General features: G+C 71.1%; 12 protein-coding genes. 5 read left to right on the plus strand and 7 right to left on the minus strand.

From position 1 onward, the window contains the following. From pepN to EBH09_RS08900, 3 genes are all read right to left on the minus strand, one after another. The coding region (gene pepN, locus EBH09_RS08890) for an aminopeptidase N (protein ID WP_238697245.1) at positions 1–2,238 on the minus strand (2,238 nt) is incomplete at its 3' end. 145 nt (positions 2,239–2,383) lie between these two features. Continuing rightward, complete coding sequence (locus EBH09_RS08895; RefSeq protein ID WP_121746493.1) at positions 2,384–2,746, minus strand: chorismate mutase; 363 nt, start codon at positions 2,744–2,746, stop codon at positions 2,384–2,386. Positions 2,747–2,790: 44 nt separating this feature from the next. After that, positions 2,791–3,261 (minus strand): GNAT family N-acetyltransferase, encoded by a 471-nt coding sequence (locus tag EBH09_RS08900; protein WP_238697246.1) that lies wholly within the window; start codon positions 3,259–3,261, stop codon positions 2,791–2,793. 138 nt (positions 3,262–3,399) lie between these two features. Between EBH09_RS08900 and EBH09_RS08905 the strand changes: the two genes are divergently transcribed. Together EBH09_RS08905 and EBH09_RS08910 are read left to right on the plus strand one after the other, a co-directional pair. Beyond that, a complete protein-coding gene (locus EBH09_RS08905; RefSeq protein WP_121746494.1) occupies positions 3,400–4,299 on the plus strand; it encodes a hypothetical protein in 900 nt (299 codons plus the stop codon). A gap of 75 nt (positions 4,300–4,374) precedes the next feature. Continuing rightward, entirely contained in the window at positions 4,375–5,010 is a 636-nt protein-coding gene (locus tag EBH09_RS08910) for an SIMPL domain-containing protein (protein ID WP_121746495.1), read from the plus strand. A gap of 50 nt (positions 5,011–5,060) precedes the next feature. Here the strand turns inward: EBH09_RS08910 and EBH09_RS08915 are convergent, their stop codons facing one another. Continuing rightward, entirely contained in the window at positions 5,061–5,786 is a 726-nt protein-coding gene (locus EBH09_RS08915) for a VWA domain-containing protein (RefSeq protein ID WP_193776203.1), read from the minus strand. Between the two features lie 152 nt (positions 5,787–5,938). On the opposite strand from EBH09_RS08915, the gene EBH09_RS08920 reads away from it, so the two are divergent. Both EBH09_RS08920 and EBH09_RS08925 read left to right on the plus strand, forming a co-directional pair. Further along, on the plus strand, positions 5,939–6,874 hold the full coding sequence (locus EBH09_RS08920; RefSeq protein ID WP_121746497.1) for a rhomboid family intramembrane serine protease: 936 nt from the start codon (positions 5,939–5,941) through the stop codon (positions 6,872–6,874). A gap of 13 nt (positions 6,875–6,887) precedes the next feature. Further along, positions 6,888–7,790, plus strand: a complete 903-nt coding sequence (locus tag EBH09_RS08925) for a chitosanase (RefSeq protein WP_121746498.1) — start codon at positions 6,888–6,890, stop codon at positions 7,788–7,790. A 116-nt stretch (positions 7,791–7,906) separates the two neighbouring features. On the opposite strand, the gene EBH09_RS08930 is transcribed toward EBH09_RS08925, so the two are convergent. From EBH09_RS08930 to EBH09_RS08940, 3 genes are all read right to left on the minus strand, one after another. Next, on the minus strand, positions 7,907–9,370 hold the full coding sequence (locus EBH09_RS08930; RefSeq protein WP_121746499.1) for a glutamate synthase subunit beta: 1,464 nt from the start codon (positions 9,368–9,370) through the stop codon (positions 7,907–7,909). Beyond that, positions 9,363–13,907 (minus strand): glutamate synthase large subunit, encoded by a 4,545-nt coding sequence (gene gltB, locus EBH09_RS08935; protein WP_121747301.1) that lies wholly within the window; start codon positions 13,905–13,907, stop codon positions 9,363–9,365. Before gltB ends, EBH09_RS08930 begins: the two co-directional genes overlap by 8 nt. A gap of 427 nt (positions 13,908–14,334) precedes the next feature. After that, positions 14,335–15,066, minus strand: a complete 732-nt coding sequence (locus EBH09_RS08940) for a VIT1/CCC1 transporter family protein (RefSeq protein WP_121746500.1) — start codon at positions 15,064–15,066, stop codon at positions 14,335–14,337. Between the two features lie 235 nt (positions 15,067–15,301). On the opposite strand from EBH09_RS08940, the gene EBH09_RS08945 reads away from it, so the two are divergent. Further along, the coding region (locus tag EBH09_RS08945; protein WP_193776296.1) for an ADP-ribosylglycohydrolase family protein at positions 15,302–15,765 on the plus strand (464 nt) is incomplete at its 3' end.

Genomic DNA, 15,765 nt, shown 5'->3' on the forward strand with positions numbered 1-15,765 from the left:
GGGCTGCCAGAAGCCCTGGGCGGTGGCGGTGAAGAGGTAGTTGGAGAGGTCGTCGGTGGCGAACATGGCTTCCCAGGCGCGGCTCTTGGCCTCGGGGTCGGGCAGCGCGGCGCGGCAGCGGGCGGCGCCCTCCTGGCCGGTGGCGCTCGGGTCGCGCTGGAGTTCGGCGGTGATGGCGGTCTCGTCGGTGGCGCCGAGGACGCAGAGGCGGGTGAGGATGCGCCAGCGCAGTTCGGGGTCGAGTTCGGGGCCGCCGGGGACGGTGCCGTCGGCGAGCCAGGCGGCGATGGTGTCGGGGTGGGCGGCGGTGGCGATGCGGTGGCGTACGGCGATGAGGCGCAGGCCGGGGTGGTCGCCGTCCTCGGTGCGGCGGATCAGGTCGCGGCACAGGTCGGTGAGGGTGGCGAGGGCGGCGGGCCGCTGTTCGGGGGTGACGTAGCGGTCGGCGGCCTGGGCGGAGGCGAAGGCGAGGACGCCGTCGACGAGGGCGAGGTCGGTCTCGTACGGGAGGTGGGTGCGGGCGATGTCCAGGTAGGTTCCGGCGGGGAGTTCGCCGTCGCGGACGGCGTCGCGCAGGGCGTTCCAGACGACGGCGCGGGTGAGCGGGTCGGGCAGGCCGGACAGGCCGGTGCGCAGGGCTTCGAAGGACTCGGTGTCGAAGCGGATCTTGGCGTAGCTCAGGTCGCCGTCGTTGAGGACGACCAGGGCGGGGCGCTTGCCGATGGGCCGGGGTTCGGCCCGGGGCACGTCGAGGTCGAGGCGTTCGCGCAGGGTGAGCCGGCCCTCGTCGGTGAGGTCCTGGTCGTAGAGGCCGACGGCGATGCGGTGGGGGCGGGTGCCGGTGCGTTCGACCGTGATCGCGCGGTTGCCGTTGTCACCGGTGACGCGCGGGGCGAGGGTGTCGACGCCGGTGGTGCGCAGCCAGGCGTCGGCCCAGGCGTGGACGTCGCGGTCGGTGGCGGCGGCGAGGGAGTCGATGAAGTCGGCGAGGGTGGCGTTGGCGAACTTGTGCCGTTCGAAGTGGATGTTGATGCCGGCGAGGAAGTCCTTCTCGCCGAGCCAGGCGACGAGTTGCCGCAGGGCGGAGGCGCCCTTGGCGTAGGAGATGCCGTCGAAGTTGAGGAGGGCGGATGCGGTGTCCTCGACGTTCTCGGGGGCGACGGGGTGGGTGGTGGGGCGCTGGTCGGCGTCGTAGCCCCAGGGCTTGCGGGTGACGCCGAAGTCGGTCCAGGTCTCGGTGAAGCGGGTGGCCTCGGCGGTGGTCTGGTAGCCCATGTACTCGGCGAAGGACTCGTTCAGCCAGATGTCGTCCCACCACCGGAGGGTGACGAGGTCGCCGAACCACATGTGGGCCATCTCGTGGGCGATGACCATGGCGCGGGTCTGCCGCTGGGTGTCGGTGACGGCGGACCGGAAGACGAAGTCGTCGCGGAAGGTGACCAGGCCCGGGTTCTCCATGGCGCCGGCGTTGAACTCGGGGACGAACGCCTGGTCGTAGGAGTCGAAGGGGTAGGGCTCGGTGAACTTCTCGTGGTAGCGGTCGAAGCAGCCGCGGGTGACTTCGAACAGTTCTTCGGCGTCGGCGTCCAGGTGGGGGGCGAGGGAGCGGCGGCAGTGGATGCCGAAGGGCAGGCCGCGGTGTTCGGTGCGCACGGAGTGCCAGGGGCCGGCGGCGACGGCGACGAGGTAGGTGGAGACCGGCGGTGTGGTGGCGGCCTTCCAGTGGCCTTCGCCGGTGTGTTCGGTGACGCCGTTGGAGAGGACGGTCCAGCCCTGGGGCGCCGTGACGGTCAGGTCGAAGACGGCCTTGAGGTCGGGCTGGTCGAAGGCGGCGAAGACGCGCTGGACGTCGTCCAGGAACAGCTGTGTGTAGACGTAGGTCTCGCCGTCGGCCGGGTCGGTGAAGCGGTGCATGCCCTCGCCGGTGCTGGAGTAGCGCATGGCCGCCTCGACGCGCAGTTCGTGTTCGCCGGGGGTGAGGTTCTTCAGCGCCAGCCGGTTCTCGTCGAGGGTGTCCGGGTCGAGGGGGTGTCCGTCCAGGGTGACGGTGCGCAGCTCGGCGGGCTTGACCTCGACGAAGGTGTCCGTGGTGTCCGTGTCGCCGCGGACGGTGAACCGGATGACGGTGCGGGAGTCGAAGGTCTCGTCCCCACGGGTCAGATCGAGGTCGATCGCGTAGTGGTGGACGTCGAGGAGCCGGGCACGGGTCTGCGCTTCGTCGCGCGTCAGTACGGACATGCACGACATGCTGCCTGATGCCGTCGGCAGCGCACAGAGGCGGATGGGTACGCGGATTATGTCCGGTCCGTACGAGGCCGCCGCGCCCCCGGCGTGCGCCCCCCGTGAGCGAGGGGCGCGGGGAGGCTCGGGACTCAGCCGGGACTCAGCTGGAGGCCGGGGCCGTGCCGTTGCCGTTCTCGTTGCCGTTGCTCTCCGCGATGCGCTCGTGGTGGTGGATCACCTCGGCGATGATGAAGTTCAGGAACTTCTCGGCGAACGCCGGGTCCAGTTTGGCGCTCTCGGCGAGGGCCCGCAGCCGGGCGATCTGCTTCGCCTCACGCGCCGGATCGGCGGGCGGCAGCTGGTGCCCGGCTTTGAGGTGGCCGACCTGCTGGGTGCACTTGAAGCGCTCGGCGAGCATGTGGACGACGGCCGCGTCGATGTTGTCGATGCTGTCCCGCAGCCGGGCCAGTTCCTCGCGGACGGCGGGGTCGACGGCACCGGTACCGGTGTGACTGGTGGTCATGGGCGTCAACCCTACGGGCGGACCCCGGGCCGTCGCAGTCCGTCTCAGGGCCCGAGAACGCCGCCGGTGCCACCCGCCCCGATCCGCTTGTGGAAGTACACGTCCTCGTGCCCGCCGGGCACTCCTTCGATGCGGCCCCGCTCCCGGAAGCCGAGCCTCGGGTAGAAGCCGGGCGCCTGGAAGGTGTACGTGGACACGATCATGTCGGTGCAGCCGCGCCGGACCGCCTCCTCCTCCGCCGCCCGCATCAGCCGGCTCCCCCAGCCGGCCTGCCGCTGCTCCTCGCGCACCCACAGCATGTCCACGGAGGCGAGGGTGGACCAGGTCCAGGCGGTCAGCCCGCCGACCAGGGCGCCCGACTCGTCGGTGACGCGCACGGTGAGGGGTTCGGTCCGCGCGCCGCCGGCGGCCGCGGTGTTGAAGGCGGTCAGTTCGTCGTCGAGCCGCTGTTCCAGGTCGTCGTCCGCGCCGCCCACGCGCAGGGAGGCGGCGACGGAGTGCTGTTCGCCGGTCACGGTTCCGGATTGTGCCGTGGGCCGGAGCGCGGGGCGAACGGTTTGTTCCGGGCGCCGCGGGTGGCGGCTCGGCGCTGCCCGTACAGCGGTCCTCCTCGTACAGTGGGAGAAGGGTTCAGGCGTCTTGGGGGTTCAGACGTGGCGAACGGCGGACCGGTCGAGCACGGTTACCCGCACCTGGAGACGGTGCGGGCCGCCGTCACCGCGCTCTACAAGCGGCTGTCCTACGACACCGTGCGGACGTTCTCGGCCAGCGTGGCCCCGGCCGACGTGGCGTTCTGCGACACCGACGACCTGTACCTGGGTACCCAGCGGGTGGCCCACGAACTGGTGCGTCACTACCGTCTCCCCGACGCCCGGATGATCGTCTCCTTCCGGGAGATGACGCACGCGGCGAGTGTCGAGCTGGCGGCGGGTCCCGAGTACTTCATCGAGCTGAACGACCGCTTCCGCACCCATCGCCGGGACATCGGCGCGGCTCTCGCGCACGAGGTGATGCATGTGTATCTGCACCGCCTCGACCTGTCCTTCCCCGGCACCCGGGACAACGAGATCCTCACCGACACCGCGGCGGCGTACCTGGGCGCCGGCTGGCTGCTGCTGGACGCCTACCGGGAGGACTCGGCGTCGTCGCAGAAGCTCGGGTATCTGACGCCGGAGGAGTTCGGCTACGTCCTGGCCAAGCGGGCGCTGGTCTTCGGTGAGGACCCGTCGGTGTGGTTCACCAGTCCGCAGGCCTACACCGCGTACGTCAAGGGCCTGGCCAGGGCCCGCCGGGACGAGCAGCAGCCGCCGCTCACCGCGGCCGGCTGGGCGGGCCGCCGCCGCTACGCCCGGGACCGCCGCCACGCGCAGGACCCGCACGCCGTCCCCGTCCCTCCGGCCAAGGGCCCGTACTCCTTCACGCCGGGCGGGCGCGAGCCGCTGCGGGTGTCGTTCCCCTGTCCGACCTGTCATCAGCGGATCAGGGTGCCGGTGCGGGGGCGGGTCCGGGCGCGGTGCGGACTGTGCCGGACGGTGCTGGAGTGCGACACGTAGACCGGTCCGTGTCCCGGCTCAGGAACCGGGACACGGACCGGCACACGGACCGGCGAACGGTGCTTCAATGCGCGCATGACGGAGACGATCAGGGAGCCCTGGGGGCTCAGTGTGTTCGGTGCGGGCAGTGTGCGGGTCGAACCGCAGCTGGTGCGGGTGAAGCTGGCGGTGGACGTGCTGGAGCCCTCGCCGGACGGGGCCTTCCAGGAGGCGGGGACGGCCGTGACACGGCTGCGCGAGGTGCTGCGCCGGCACGGGATACCGGACACCTCCGTCTCGGGCTCCCGGCTCACGCTCAGTTCGGAGTACAACGGCTACGGCGGTGAGCGGACGTTCGCCGGCTACCGCTGCCAGGCCTCGTACTCGGTGGAGACCGGGGCGCTGGACGACCTCCAGCGGCTGATCGTGGACGCCGTCGAGGCGGGCGCGCACCGCATAGACAGCGTCGAGTTCGACGTGCACGACAAGCCGGCGATGCGCGACGAGGCCCGCCGCAGGGCCGTGGCCGCCGCGCGGCGCAAGGCCGACGTGTACACGCGGGAGGCGGGTGTGCGGCTGGGTCCGGTGGTGCACATCCAGGACGTGGACGCCGAGTCCTTCGCCCAGTACCGCGGCCACGGCGGCGGGGGCGGCAGCTCGGCCGGGGACCTGGCGCCGGGACTGGTGGAGGTGTCGGCGGGTGTGGTGCTGGGATTCGCGCTGAGCCGCTGAGCCGTCGGCCCCCGCCGAACCCCCTGACCGCCGGGCCCGCCGGGCCTGTCTCAGGCAGGCCGTACGATGCCCTGCGCGCGTGCGGCCACCAGCCACTTGGGGAACTCGCCCACCAGTTGGTCGTACAGCTCGGCGTCGGTCACCTTCCGCGGGTCGCGGCCCGCGTGGAAGAACCCGGCGTTGTCGACGACGCGTTTGCCCGGCACCGCCAGCTCGTCCAGTTTGCGCAGGTACTCGAACTGGCGGCTGCCCGGGTCGCCGAAGCCGACGAACTGCCAGAACAGCGGCAGCGGCGCCGCCTTGCACAGGTACCGCTCCGCGGCGAGCCGGTTGACCGGGCCGCCGTCGGTCTGGAAGACGACCAGGGCGGGGTGGTGGGCGCCGCTGTCGAGGTAGTGGTCGATCACGGCGTCCATGGCCAGGTGGTAGCTGGTCTTGCCCATGTGCCCGAGGCCGGCCACGATCCGCTCGATCCGGCCTTGGTGGTCGGCGAGCCCGATCTCGGTGACGGCGTCGACGTCCGTGGAGAAGAACACCACCGGCACGGTGCCGTCGTCGTCGAGGTGCGCGGACAGCCCGAGCACCCGGTCGGCGAGCGCCTGCACGCTGCCGTCCTTGTAGTACGGCCTCATCGAACCGGAGTAGTCGACGACGAGGTAGACCGCCGCCCGTGTCCCCTCCAGCCCGTGCTTGGTCAGTGACACTCCGGCGCTCTTGTACGGATCGACCAGCGCCGGCGCGGTCTCCCGCACCTTGGTGAGACTGATCGCGGCCATGCGGACTCCCCCGTCACCCCGTACGTACGGCATCTGGCTGCCGAGGCTACGGCACGGCGCACCCCGCCTCTCAGCTCATCCACAGGCATTCGCTATTTTGTTCGCCGCCGTCCCCACCGGCTCACCGTCCGTCCCGTCCCGAGGAGCCGGCCGTGGATTCCGAGTCCACCGTCACCACCTGCTACCGCCATCCCGCGGTGGAGTGCCACGTCCGCTGCACCCGCTGTGAGCGCTTCATCTGCCCGGACTGCATGCGCGAGGCGTCCGTGGGCCACCACTGTCCCGAGTGCGTGAAGGAGGGGGCGCGGTCAGTCCGGCAGGCCCGGACGATCGTCGGCGGGCGGGTGTCGACGACGCCCGCGGTGACGTACGTCCTGTTCGCTCTCAACGTCCTCGCGTATCTGGCGGAGGTGGTGCGGCCGGAGATCGTGGACCGGTTCGCCATGGTCGGCGCGCGGCTGGTCGGCCCGGACGGCGGCTACTACGCCGGCGAGGGCCCCCGGTTCGTCTTCGGGCCGCTTCGGGTGGAGGGTGTCGCCGGGGGCGAGTGGGAGCGGATGCTCACCGGCGCCTTCCTCCACGTCTCGCCTTTCGAGGGGACGTTCGGGATCCTGCACATCACGATGAACATGATCGCCTTGTGGCAGCTGGGGCGGGTGGTGGAGCCGATGCTCGGCCGGGTCCGTTTCGCCGTCCTGTATCTGCTGTCGGCGCTCGGGGGCTCCGTCCTGCAGCTGGTGTTCGAAGACCCCTGGCAGTCGTCGGTCGGCGCGTCGGGCGCGGTCTTCGGCGTGGCGGCCGCCTACTACGTCCTGCACCGCCGGCTGGGCGCGGACATGGCCTCGGTCAACCGTTTCATGGGGTTGCTGCTGCTGTGGCTGGTGGTGTCCGCCGGGCTCACCTCCTGGCAGGGCCATCTCGGCGGCCTGCTGGTGGGCGGCGCGCTGGCCCTGGCGTACGCGTACGCTCCCCGGGGCGGGCGCCGGGTGGCGGTGCAGGCGGGCGCGTGCGCGGGGCTGGTGGTGCTGCTGGCGGTGACGGCGGCGGTCAAGGTGTCGGAACTGACAGGCGGAGGTCTTCCCCTATGAGAGGTATTCCCCGATGAAACGTGCCGGTGTGCTGCTCCTCGCGGCCGTTCCCGTGATCGCCACGGGGGTGTACTTCGTGATGCCGACGGACTCGGCCGACGCCCCGGTGACGCCGCCCGTGGCCACCACCCAGTCGTCCCGCGAGGACGCCAAGAGCCGGGCGGAGGAGGAGCGGGAGGCGGACGACGCGCTGATCGCCGACCTGCCGCCGGGGCTCGCCGCCCCCGCGAAGAAGGAGCTGGCCCAGCAGCTGGTGTCCAGCGCCGAGAACTCGACGACCAAGTGGCGCACCTCCTACGGCGCGATCGAGGATCTCGGCGACGGATGCGGCTACACGGCGGGCATCATCGGCTTCTGCACGGGCACGCACGACCTGCTGACGCTGGTCGAGCGCTACACGAAGTCTCACCCGGGCAACGGCCTGGCGGAGTACCTGCCCGCCCTGCGCGAGGTCGACGGCAGCGACTCCCACGAGGGCCTGGACCCCGGCTTCACGGCCGCCTGGCAGGCGGAGGCGGAGCTACCGGCGTTCCGTGCGGCCCAGGAGGAGGAGCGCGACCGCGTCTACTTCGAACCGGCGGTCCGCCTGGCCAAGCTGGACGGCCTCGGCACGCTGGGGCAGTTCGTCTACTTCGACGCGATGGTCTTCCACGGCCCCGACACGGACGCCGAGGGCTTCTACGGGCTGCGTGAGCAGGCCATGCGCAAGGCGAGGACACCGGGGCAGGGCGGCGCCGAGAAGACCTACCTGAAGACCTTCCTGGACGTCCGCCGGGACGCCATGCGGGCCAAGCGTCCGGGCATCGACACCTCCCGCGTGGACACGGCGCAGCGCCGCTTCCTGGAGGCCGGGAACATGGAGCTGGACCCGCCGCTGGTGTGGGAGATGTACGGGGACACGTACCGGCTGCCGTAGCGACTGCCGTAGGGGCGCATGCGACGGCGCCTGCCCTTTGTCCGGTCGGGGACGGGGCAGGCGCCATCAGTGTTCCGCACGCCTTTGTGCGGGACGTTCTCCGGTTGTTCCGTCCGTCAGACCGCGAGGGCGCGGTCCGTCGGGCGGATCGGGGCCGGCAGTTCGCTGGCACCGGTCAGGAAGCTGTCGGCGCCGCGGGCGGCCGAGCGGCCCTCCGCGATCGCCCAGACGATGAGCGACTGGCCGCGGCCGGCGTCACCGGCGACGAACACACCCGGCACGTTGGTCTGGAAGTCGGCGTCCCGGGCGATGTTACCGCGTTCGTCGAGCTCCAGGCCGAACTGGTCGACCAGTCCGTTCTCCCGGTCGGTGCCGGTGAAGCCCATGGCGAGGGTGACCAGCTGGGCCGGGATCTTGCGCTCGGTGCCCGGCTTCGGGGTGAGCTTGCCGTCGATGAACTCGACCTCGCTCATGTGCAGCCACTGGACGTTTCCGTCCTCGTCGCCCTCGAAGTGGGTGGTGGAGACGGCGTAGACCCGCTCGCCGCCCTCCTCGTGGGCCGAGGTGACCTTGTAGAGCATCGGGAAGGTCGGCCACGGCTGGCGCTCCGCGTCCCGCTCCTCGCCCGGCCGGGGCATGATCTCCAGCTGGGTGACGGAGGCCGCGCCCTGGCGGTGGGCGGTGCCCACGCAGTCGGCGCCGGTGTCACCGCCGCCGATGACGACGACGTGCTTGCCCTCGGCCGTGATCGGCGGGGCGACGTAGTCACCCTCCTGGACCTTGTTGGCCAGGGGCAGGTACTCCATGGCCTGGTAGATGCCCTTGAGTTCCCGGCCGGGGGCCGGCAGGTCGCGGGCGGTGGTGGCGCCGGCGGCGATGACCACGGCGTCGTAGCGCTTCTTGAGGTCGGTGGCCTTGAGGTCGCGGCCGATCTCGACGCCGGTGCGGAAGCGGGTGCCCTCCGCGCGCATCTGCTCGATACGGCGGTTGATGTGCCGCTTCTCCATCTTGAACTCGGGGATGCCGTACCGGAGGAGACCTCCGATGCGGTCCGCGCGCTCGTAGACGGCGACCGTGTGGCCGGCCCGGGTCAGCTGCTGGGCGGCGGCGAGACCCGCCGGGCCCGAGCCGATGACGGCGACGGTCTTGCCGGACAGGCGCTCGGGGATCTGCGGGGCGACGTCCCCGGTCTCCCACGCCTTGTCGATGATCGAGACCTCGACGTTCTTGATGGTGACCGGCGGCTGGTTGATGCCGAGCACGCACGCGGACTCGCACGGAGCCGGGCAGAGGCGGCCGGTGAACTCCGGGAAGTTGTTGGTGGCGTGCAGGCGCTCCTGCGCGGCCGACCAGTCCTCGCGGTAGGCGTAGTCGTTCCACTCGGGGATCAGGTTCCCGAGCGGGCAGCCGTTGTGGCAGAACGGGATGCCGCAGTCCATGCACCGGCTGGCCTGCTTGCTGATGATCGGCAGCAGGGAGCCGGGGACGTAGACCTCGTTCCAGTCCTTGACGCGCTCCTCGACGGGGCGGGTCTTGGCGACCTCGCGTCCGTGGTTCAGGAAGCCCTTGGGATCAGCCATTGGTCGCCGCCTCCATCATCTTCTCGGTGGTCTCGGTCTCGGAGAGACCGGCTCGCTCGGCGGCGTCCTTGGCGGCGAGCACTGCCTTGTACGTGCTGGGGATGATCTTGCTGAAGCGCTCCACGGCGGCGGGCCACTCGGCGAGCAGCTTCTCGGCGACGGTCGAGCCCGTCTCCTCCTGGTGCCGGCGCACCACGTCGTGCAGCCACTGCTTGTCGGCGTCGTCGAGGGCCTCGATCGCGCCCACGTTGCCGGCGTTGACGTTGTCGCGGTCGAGGTCGATGACGTAGGCGACGCCGCCGGACATGCCGGCCGCGAAGTTGCGCCCGGTCTCGCCGAGGACGACCGCGTGGCCGCCGGTCATGTACTCGCAGCCGTGGTCGCCGACGCCCTCGGAGACGACCAGCGCGCCGGAGTTGCGGACGCAGAAGCGCTCGCCGACCTTGCCGCGCAGGAACATCTCGCCGCCGGTGGCGCCGTAGCCGATGGTGTTGCCGGCGATGGTGGAGTACTCGGCGAGGTGGTCGGCGCCCCGGTCGGGGCGGACGATCACACGGCCGCCGGAGAGGCCCTTGCCGACGTAGTCGTTGGCGTCGCCCTCCAGGCGCAGCGTGATGCCGCGCGGGACGAAGGCGCCGAAGGACTGGCCGGCGGAGCCGGTGAAGGTGATGTCGACGGTGTCGTCGGGCAGGCCCGCGCCGCCGAACTTCTTCGTCACCTCGTGGCCGAGCATGGTGCCGACCGTGCGGTTGATGTTGCGGATCGCGACCTGGGCGCGCACCGGCGCGGCGCCGGTGGCGTCGGAGGCGGCCAGCGCGTCCGACGCGAGCTTGATCAGCTGGTTGTCGAGCGCCTTCTCCAGGCCATGGTCCTGCTCGACGGCCTGGTGGCGCACCGCGCCCTCGGGCAGCGCGGGCACGTGGAACAGCGGCTCCAGGTCGAGGCCCTGCGCCTTCCAGTGGTTCACGGCGCGGGTGACGTCGAGGGTCTCGGCGTGGCCGACGGCCTCCTCGATGGAGCGGAAGCCCAGCTCGGCGAGGATCTCGCGGACCTCCTCGGCGATGAACCGGAAGAAGTTCACGATGTACTCGGCCTTGCCGGAGAACCGGTCGCGCAGCGTCGGGTTCTGGGTGGCGATGCCGACCGGGCAGGTGTCCAGGTGGCAGACGCGCATCATGACGCAGCCGGAGACGACGAGCGGCGCGGTCGCGAAGCCGAACTCCTCGGCGCCGAGCAGCGCGGCGATGACGACGTCCCGGCCGGTCTTGAGCTGGCCGTCGGTCTGGACGACGATCCGGTCGCGCAGGCCGTTGAGCAGCAGGGTCTGCTGGGTCTCGGCGAGGCCGAGCTCCCAGGGGCCGCCCGCGTGCTTGAGCGACGTGAGCGGGGAGGCGCCGGTGCCGCCGTCGTGGCCGGAGATGAGGACGACGTCCGCGTGCGCCTTCGACACACCCGCCGCGACCGTGCCGACGCCGACCTCGGAGACCAGCTTGACGTGAATCCGCGCCTGCGGGTTCGCGTTCTTCAGGTCGTGGATCAGCTGGGCCAGGTCCTCGATGGAGTAGATGTCGTGGTGCGGCGGCGGGGAGATCAGGCCGACGCCGGGGGTGGAGTGCCGGGTCTTGGCGACCCAGGGGTACACCTTGTGGCCGGGCAGCTGGCCGCCCTCGCCGGGCTTGGCGCCCTGGGCCATCTTGATCTGGATGTCGTCCGCGTTGACCAGGTACTCGGAGGTGACGCCGAAGCGGCCGGAGGCGACCTGCTTGATCGAGGAGCGGCGCGCCGGGTCGTACAGGCGCTCCGGGTCCTCGCCGCCCTCACCGGTGTTGGACTTGCCGCCCAGCTGGTTCATGGCGATGGCGAGGGTCTCGTGCGCCTCCTGGGAGATGGAGCCGTACGACATGGCGCCGGTGGAGAAGCGCTTGACGATCTCGGAGGCGGGCTCGACCTCGTCGACGGAGATCGGCCGGCGGTCGCTCTTGAAGCCGAAGAGCCCGCGGAGCGTCATGAGCCGCTCGGACTGCTCGTTCACGCGCTCGGTGTACTTCTTGAAGGTGTCGTACTTGCCGGAGCGCGTGGAGTGCTGGAGGCGGAAGACCGTCTCCGGGTCGAACAGGTGCGGTTCGCCCTCGCGGCGCCACTGGTACTCGCCGCCGATGTCCAGGGCGCGGTGGGCGGGCGCGATGCCGCTGGCCGGGTACGCCTTGGCGTGGCGGGCGGCGACCTCCTTGGCGATGACGTCGATGCCGACGCCGCCGATCTTGGTGGCCGTGCCGTTGAAGTACTTGGCGACGAAAGCCTCGTCGAGGCCGACGGCCTCGAAGACCTGGGCGCCTCGGTAGGAGGCGACGGTGGAGATGCCCATCTTGGACATGACCTTGAGGACGCCCTTGCCGAGGGCGTAGATCAGGTTGCGGATGGCCTGCTCGGGCTCGCCGTCGACGGACTGGAGGAAGGTGCCCGCGCGGACCAGGTCCTCGACGGACTCCATGGCCAGGTACGGGTTGACCGCCGCGGCGCCGTAGCCGATGAGCAGGGCGACGTGGTGGACCTCGCGGACGTCGCCGGCCTCGACGAGCAGGCCCACCTGGGTGCGCTGCTTGGTGCCGATGAGGTGGTGGTGGACGGCCGCGGTGAGCAGCAGCGAGGGAATGGGCGCGTGCTCGGCGTCCGAGTGGCGGTCGGACAGGACGATCAGCCGGGCGCCGTTCTCGATGGCGGCGTCGGCCTCGGCGCAGATCTCCTCTATGCGCGCGGCGAGCGCGTCGCCGCCGCCGTGCACCCGGTAGAGACCGGAGAGGGTCGCGGCCTTGAAGCCGGGCATGTCGCCGTCGGCGTTGATGTGGATGAGCTTGGCCAGCTCGTCGTTGTCGATGACCGGGAAGGGCAGCAGGACGCTGCGGCAGGAGGCGGCCGTCGGGTCCAGCAGGTTGCCCTGCGGGCCCAGGGAGCTGCGCAGGGAGGTGACCAGTTCCTCGCGGATCGCGTCGAGCGGCGGGTTGGTGACCTGTGCGAACAGCTGGGTGAAGTAGTCGAAGAGCAGCCGGGGGCGCTCGGAGAGCGCGGCGATCGGCGAGTCGGTGCCCATGGAGCCGATCGGCTCGGCGCCTGCCTTGGCCATCGGTGCGACGATGACGCGCAGTTCCTCCTCGGTGTACCCGAAGGTCTGCTGGCGTCGGGTGACCGAGGCGTGGGTGTGCACGATGTGCTCGCGCTCGGGCAGGTCGGACAGCTCGATCTCGCCGGCCTCGATCCACTCGGCGTACGGCTTCTCCGCCGCGAGCTGGGCCTTGACCTCGTCGTCCTCGATGATGCGGTGCTCGGCGGTGTCCACGAGGAACATGCGGCCGGGCTGGAGGCGGCCCTTGCGGACGACCTTGGCCGGGTCGATGTCCAGGACGCCGACCTCGGAGCCGAGCACGACGAGGCCGTCGTCGGTGACCCAGTAGCGGCCGGGGCGCAGGCCGTTGCGGTCGAGCACGGCGCCGACCTGGGTGCCGTCGGTGAAGGTGACGCAGGCGGGGCCGTCCCAGGGCTCCATCATCGTGGAGTGGAACTGGTAGAAGGCGCGCCGGGCGGGGTCCATGGAGTCGTGGTTCTCCCACGCCTCCGGGATCATCATCAGCACGGAGTGCGGCAGGGAGCGTCCGCCGAGGTGCAGCAGCTCCAGGACCTCGTCGAAGGAGGCGGAGTCGGAGGCGTCCGGCGTGCAGATGGGGAAGAGCCGCTCCAGGTCCGAGGAGGAGCCGAACAGACCGGAGGCGAGCTGGGACTCGCGGGCGACCATCCAGTTGCGGTTGCCCTTGACCGTGTTGATCTCGCCGTTGTGCGCGACGAAGCGGTACGGGTGGGCGAGCGGCCAGGCCGGGAAGGTGTTCGTCGAGAACCGGGAGTGCACGAGCGCGATCGCGGAGGCGAAGCGGCGGTCGGACAGGTCCGGGAAGAAGGGCTCCAGCTGGCCGGTGGTCAGCATGCCCTTGTAGACGATGGTCCGCGCGGACAGCGACGGGAAGTAGACGGCGGCCTCGCGCTCGGCGCGCTTGCGCAGCGCGAAGGCGCGGCGGTCGAGGGCGATGCCCTGCGACTCGCCGTCGGCCACGAAGATCTGGCGGAAGACCGGCATGGTCGACCGGGCGGTGGCACCCAGCATCTGCGGGGCGACCGGGACCTCGCGCCAGCCGAGGACGGTGAGGCCCTCCTCGGTCGCGATCGTCTCGATTCGCGAGACGGCGTCCTCGGTGCCGTCCACCGGCAGGAAGGCGATACCGACGGCGTACGCCCCGGCCTCGGGCAGTTCGAATCCGGCCACCTCGCGGAGGAAGGCGTCCGGCACCTGGGAGAGGATGCCCGCGCCGTCGCCGGAGTCGGGCTCGGAGCCGGTGGCACCGCGGTGCTCGAGGTTGCGCAGCACGGTGAGTGCCTGGTCGACCAGGGTGTGGGACGCGTCGCCGGTCAGAGTGGCGACGAAACCGACGCCACAGGCGTCGTGCTCGTTGCGGGGGTCGTACATACCCTGCGCAGCAGGGCGAGCATCCATGAAGGACCGGTTCTGGCCATTCGCGGAATGCTGGGACGGCTGGCGCGGCGTACGCATCGGCTCTCCCGTCGTCGTCATCTGGCATGTGCAAGTGCCGAGGGACGACGTTGGCCCTCTGCTTGAGTGCAAAATTTCGTGCAGGTTACATGATGGAGCGGTTCTCGGGAACCGGGATAATCCGTTCCAACATGCGGACACCGAGGGGTTCGCGGCGGGGTGCCGCACCCGGCGGTGGAAGCTATGGAGGCCGCGACGGACAGGTCGATGCCCGTCGGCCCGAGGCGCGGAGGAAGCTTCGTCGCTCACTCCGCCGATGCGCGGCGGGCCTCATTGCTCACAGCGCTTACGGCTCATGCCCGGGGATCACACACTCGAAACCAGCGAGTAACGGCTACTTATGCGGTCCGACGCATAAGTTCGAGCCGGGCTATCCTACGGCCGTTCCGAACAGGCTGCCCAGGACGTACGTCACACCGGCCGCCGCACCACCGAGGGCGAGCTGCCGCAGTCCGCTGTACCACCAGCTGCGCGCCGTCACCTTGGCCACCACCGCGCCGCACAGGAACAGCCCGGCCAGCGCGAGCACCACCGCGGGCCACAGCGCACTGGCGCCGAGCAGGAACGGCAGGACGGGGAGCAGGGCACCCAGCGCGAACGAACCGAACGACGACACGGCCGCGACCGACGGCGAGGGCAGGTCACCGGGGTCGATTCCCAGCTCCTCGCGGGCGTGTATCTCCAGGGCCTGTTCCGGGTCACGGGACAGCTGCCGGGCCACCTCGCGCGCGAGGCCCGGCTCCACGCCCCGCGCCTCGTAGAGCGCGGCCAGCTCGGCCTCCTCGTCCGCCGGGTGCTTCCTCAGCTCCCGGCGCTCCACATCCAGCTCGGCCTCGACGAGCTCGCGCTGGGAGGCGACGGAGGTGTACTCGCCGGCGGCCATGGAGAAGGCACCGGCGGCGAGCCCGGCGAGCCCGCTGATCACCACGGTCTGCTGACTCGCCGTGCCGCCCGCGACACCGGTCATCAGGGCGAGGTTGGAGACCAGGCCGTCCATCGCGCCGAAGACGGCGGGGCGCAGCCAGCCGCCGTTCACGTCGCGGTGGGTGTGGTTGTCGCGGTGCGCCTCGTGCAGCGGCGCCTCGGTCTCGATGATGGCCATGAGAGTTCCCCCGGGGAAGCTAGTTTGGACCAGGTCCACTTCTCGACAACAACCAATCTACGCCGGTCATTTCCGCCTCGCCAGCAAGGAAAGGCTGGGCTTACCTGCGGTTTTACCCTTGCGCGCTCATCCGTGATCTTGATCGCACACATGTCGACCGGGTGACGCTGAGCCCTGTGAGGCTGCGCGGCACACCCCACCGGGGACACATGCGCAAAGGGAGAGGAGCGGCCGCATGGCATCCACCGCCTGCATTCCCCCGGCCCCCGCGCCCGGTGACGCCGTCGGACTCCGCGAACGGGCCCGGGGCGCGCTGCTGGGACTGGCCGTCGGCGACGCCCTCGGGGCGCCGGCCGAGAACATGAAGCCCTCCGAGATCCGCGCCCGCTGGGGCCGCATCACGGGATACGTGGCCAGGAAGCCGGCCGGCACCGACGACACCGAGTACGCGATCTTCTCGGGCCTGCTGCTGGCCCGGTACGGCTCCGCGCTCACCCCCGCCCATGTCGGGTCGGCCTGGCACGAGTGGATCGCGGACCGGGAGGAGGGCCCCTTCCGGGGCGCGGGCTTCAGCGAACGCGGCACCCTGGAGAACCTGCGCCGGGGCCTCGCCGCCCCCATCTCCGCGCAGCACCGCCATGCCTGGAGCGACGGACTGGCCATGCGGGCCGCGCCCTACGGCGTCTTCGCGGCGGGCCG

Origin of the sequence: Streptomyces sp. E2N166 (genome assembly GCF_003671715.1) — a bacterium.
Taxonomy (GTDB): Bacteria; Actinomycetota; Actinomycetes; order Streptomycetales; family Streptomycetaceae; genus Streptomyces; species Streptomyces thinghirensis.

Bases quoted from the DNA above. Each gene is read 5' to 3' on its own strand.
- EBH09_RS08915 (WP_193776203.1), bottom strand. From the start codon at position 5,786: ATGGCCGCGATCAGTCTCACCAAGGTGCGGGAGACCGCGCCGGCGCTG.
- EBH09_RS08895 (WP_121746493.1), bottom strand. From the start codon at position 2,746: ATGACCACCAGTCACACCGGTACCGGTGCCGTCGACCCCGCCGTCCGC.
- EBH09_RS08930 (WP_121746499.1), bottom strand. From the start codon at position 9,370: ATGGCTGATCCCAAGGGCTTCCTGAACCACGGACGCGAGGTCGCCAAG.
- EBH09_RS08940 (WP_121746500.1), bottom strand. From the start codon at position 15,066: ATGGCCATCATCGAGACCGAGGCGCCGCTGCACGAGGCGCACCGCGAC.
- EBH09_RS08910 (WP_121746495.1), top strand. From the start codon at position 4,375: ATGACGGAGACGATCAGGGAGCCCTGGGGGCTCAGTGTGTTCGGTGCG.
- gltB (WP_121747301.1), bottom strand. From the start codon at position 13,907: ATGGATGCTCGCCCTGCTGCGCAGGGTATGTACGACCCCCGCAACGAG.
- EBH09_RS08925 (WP_121746498.1), top strand. From the start codon at position 6,888: ATGAAACGTGCCGGTGTGCTGCTCCTCGCGGCCGTTCCCGTGATCGCC.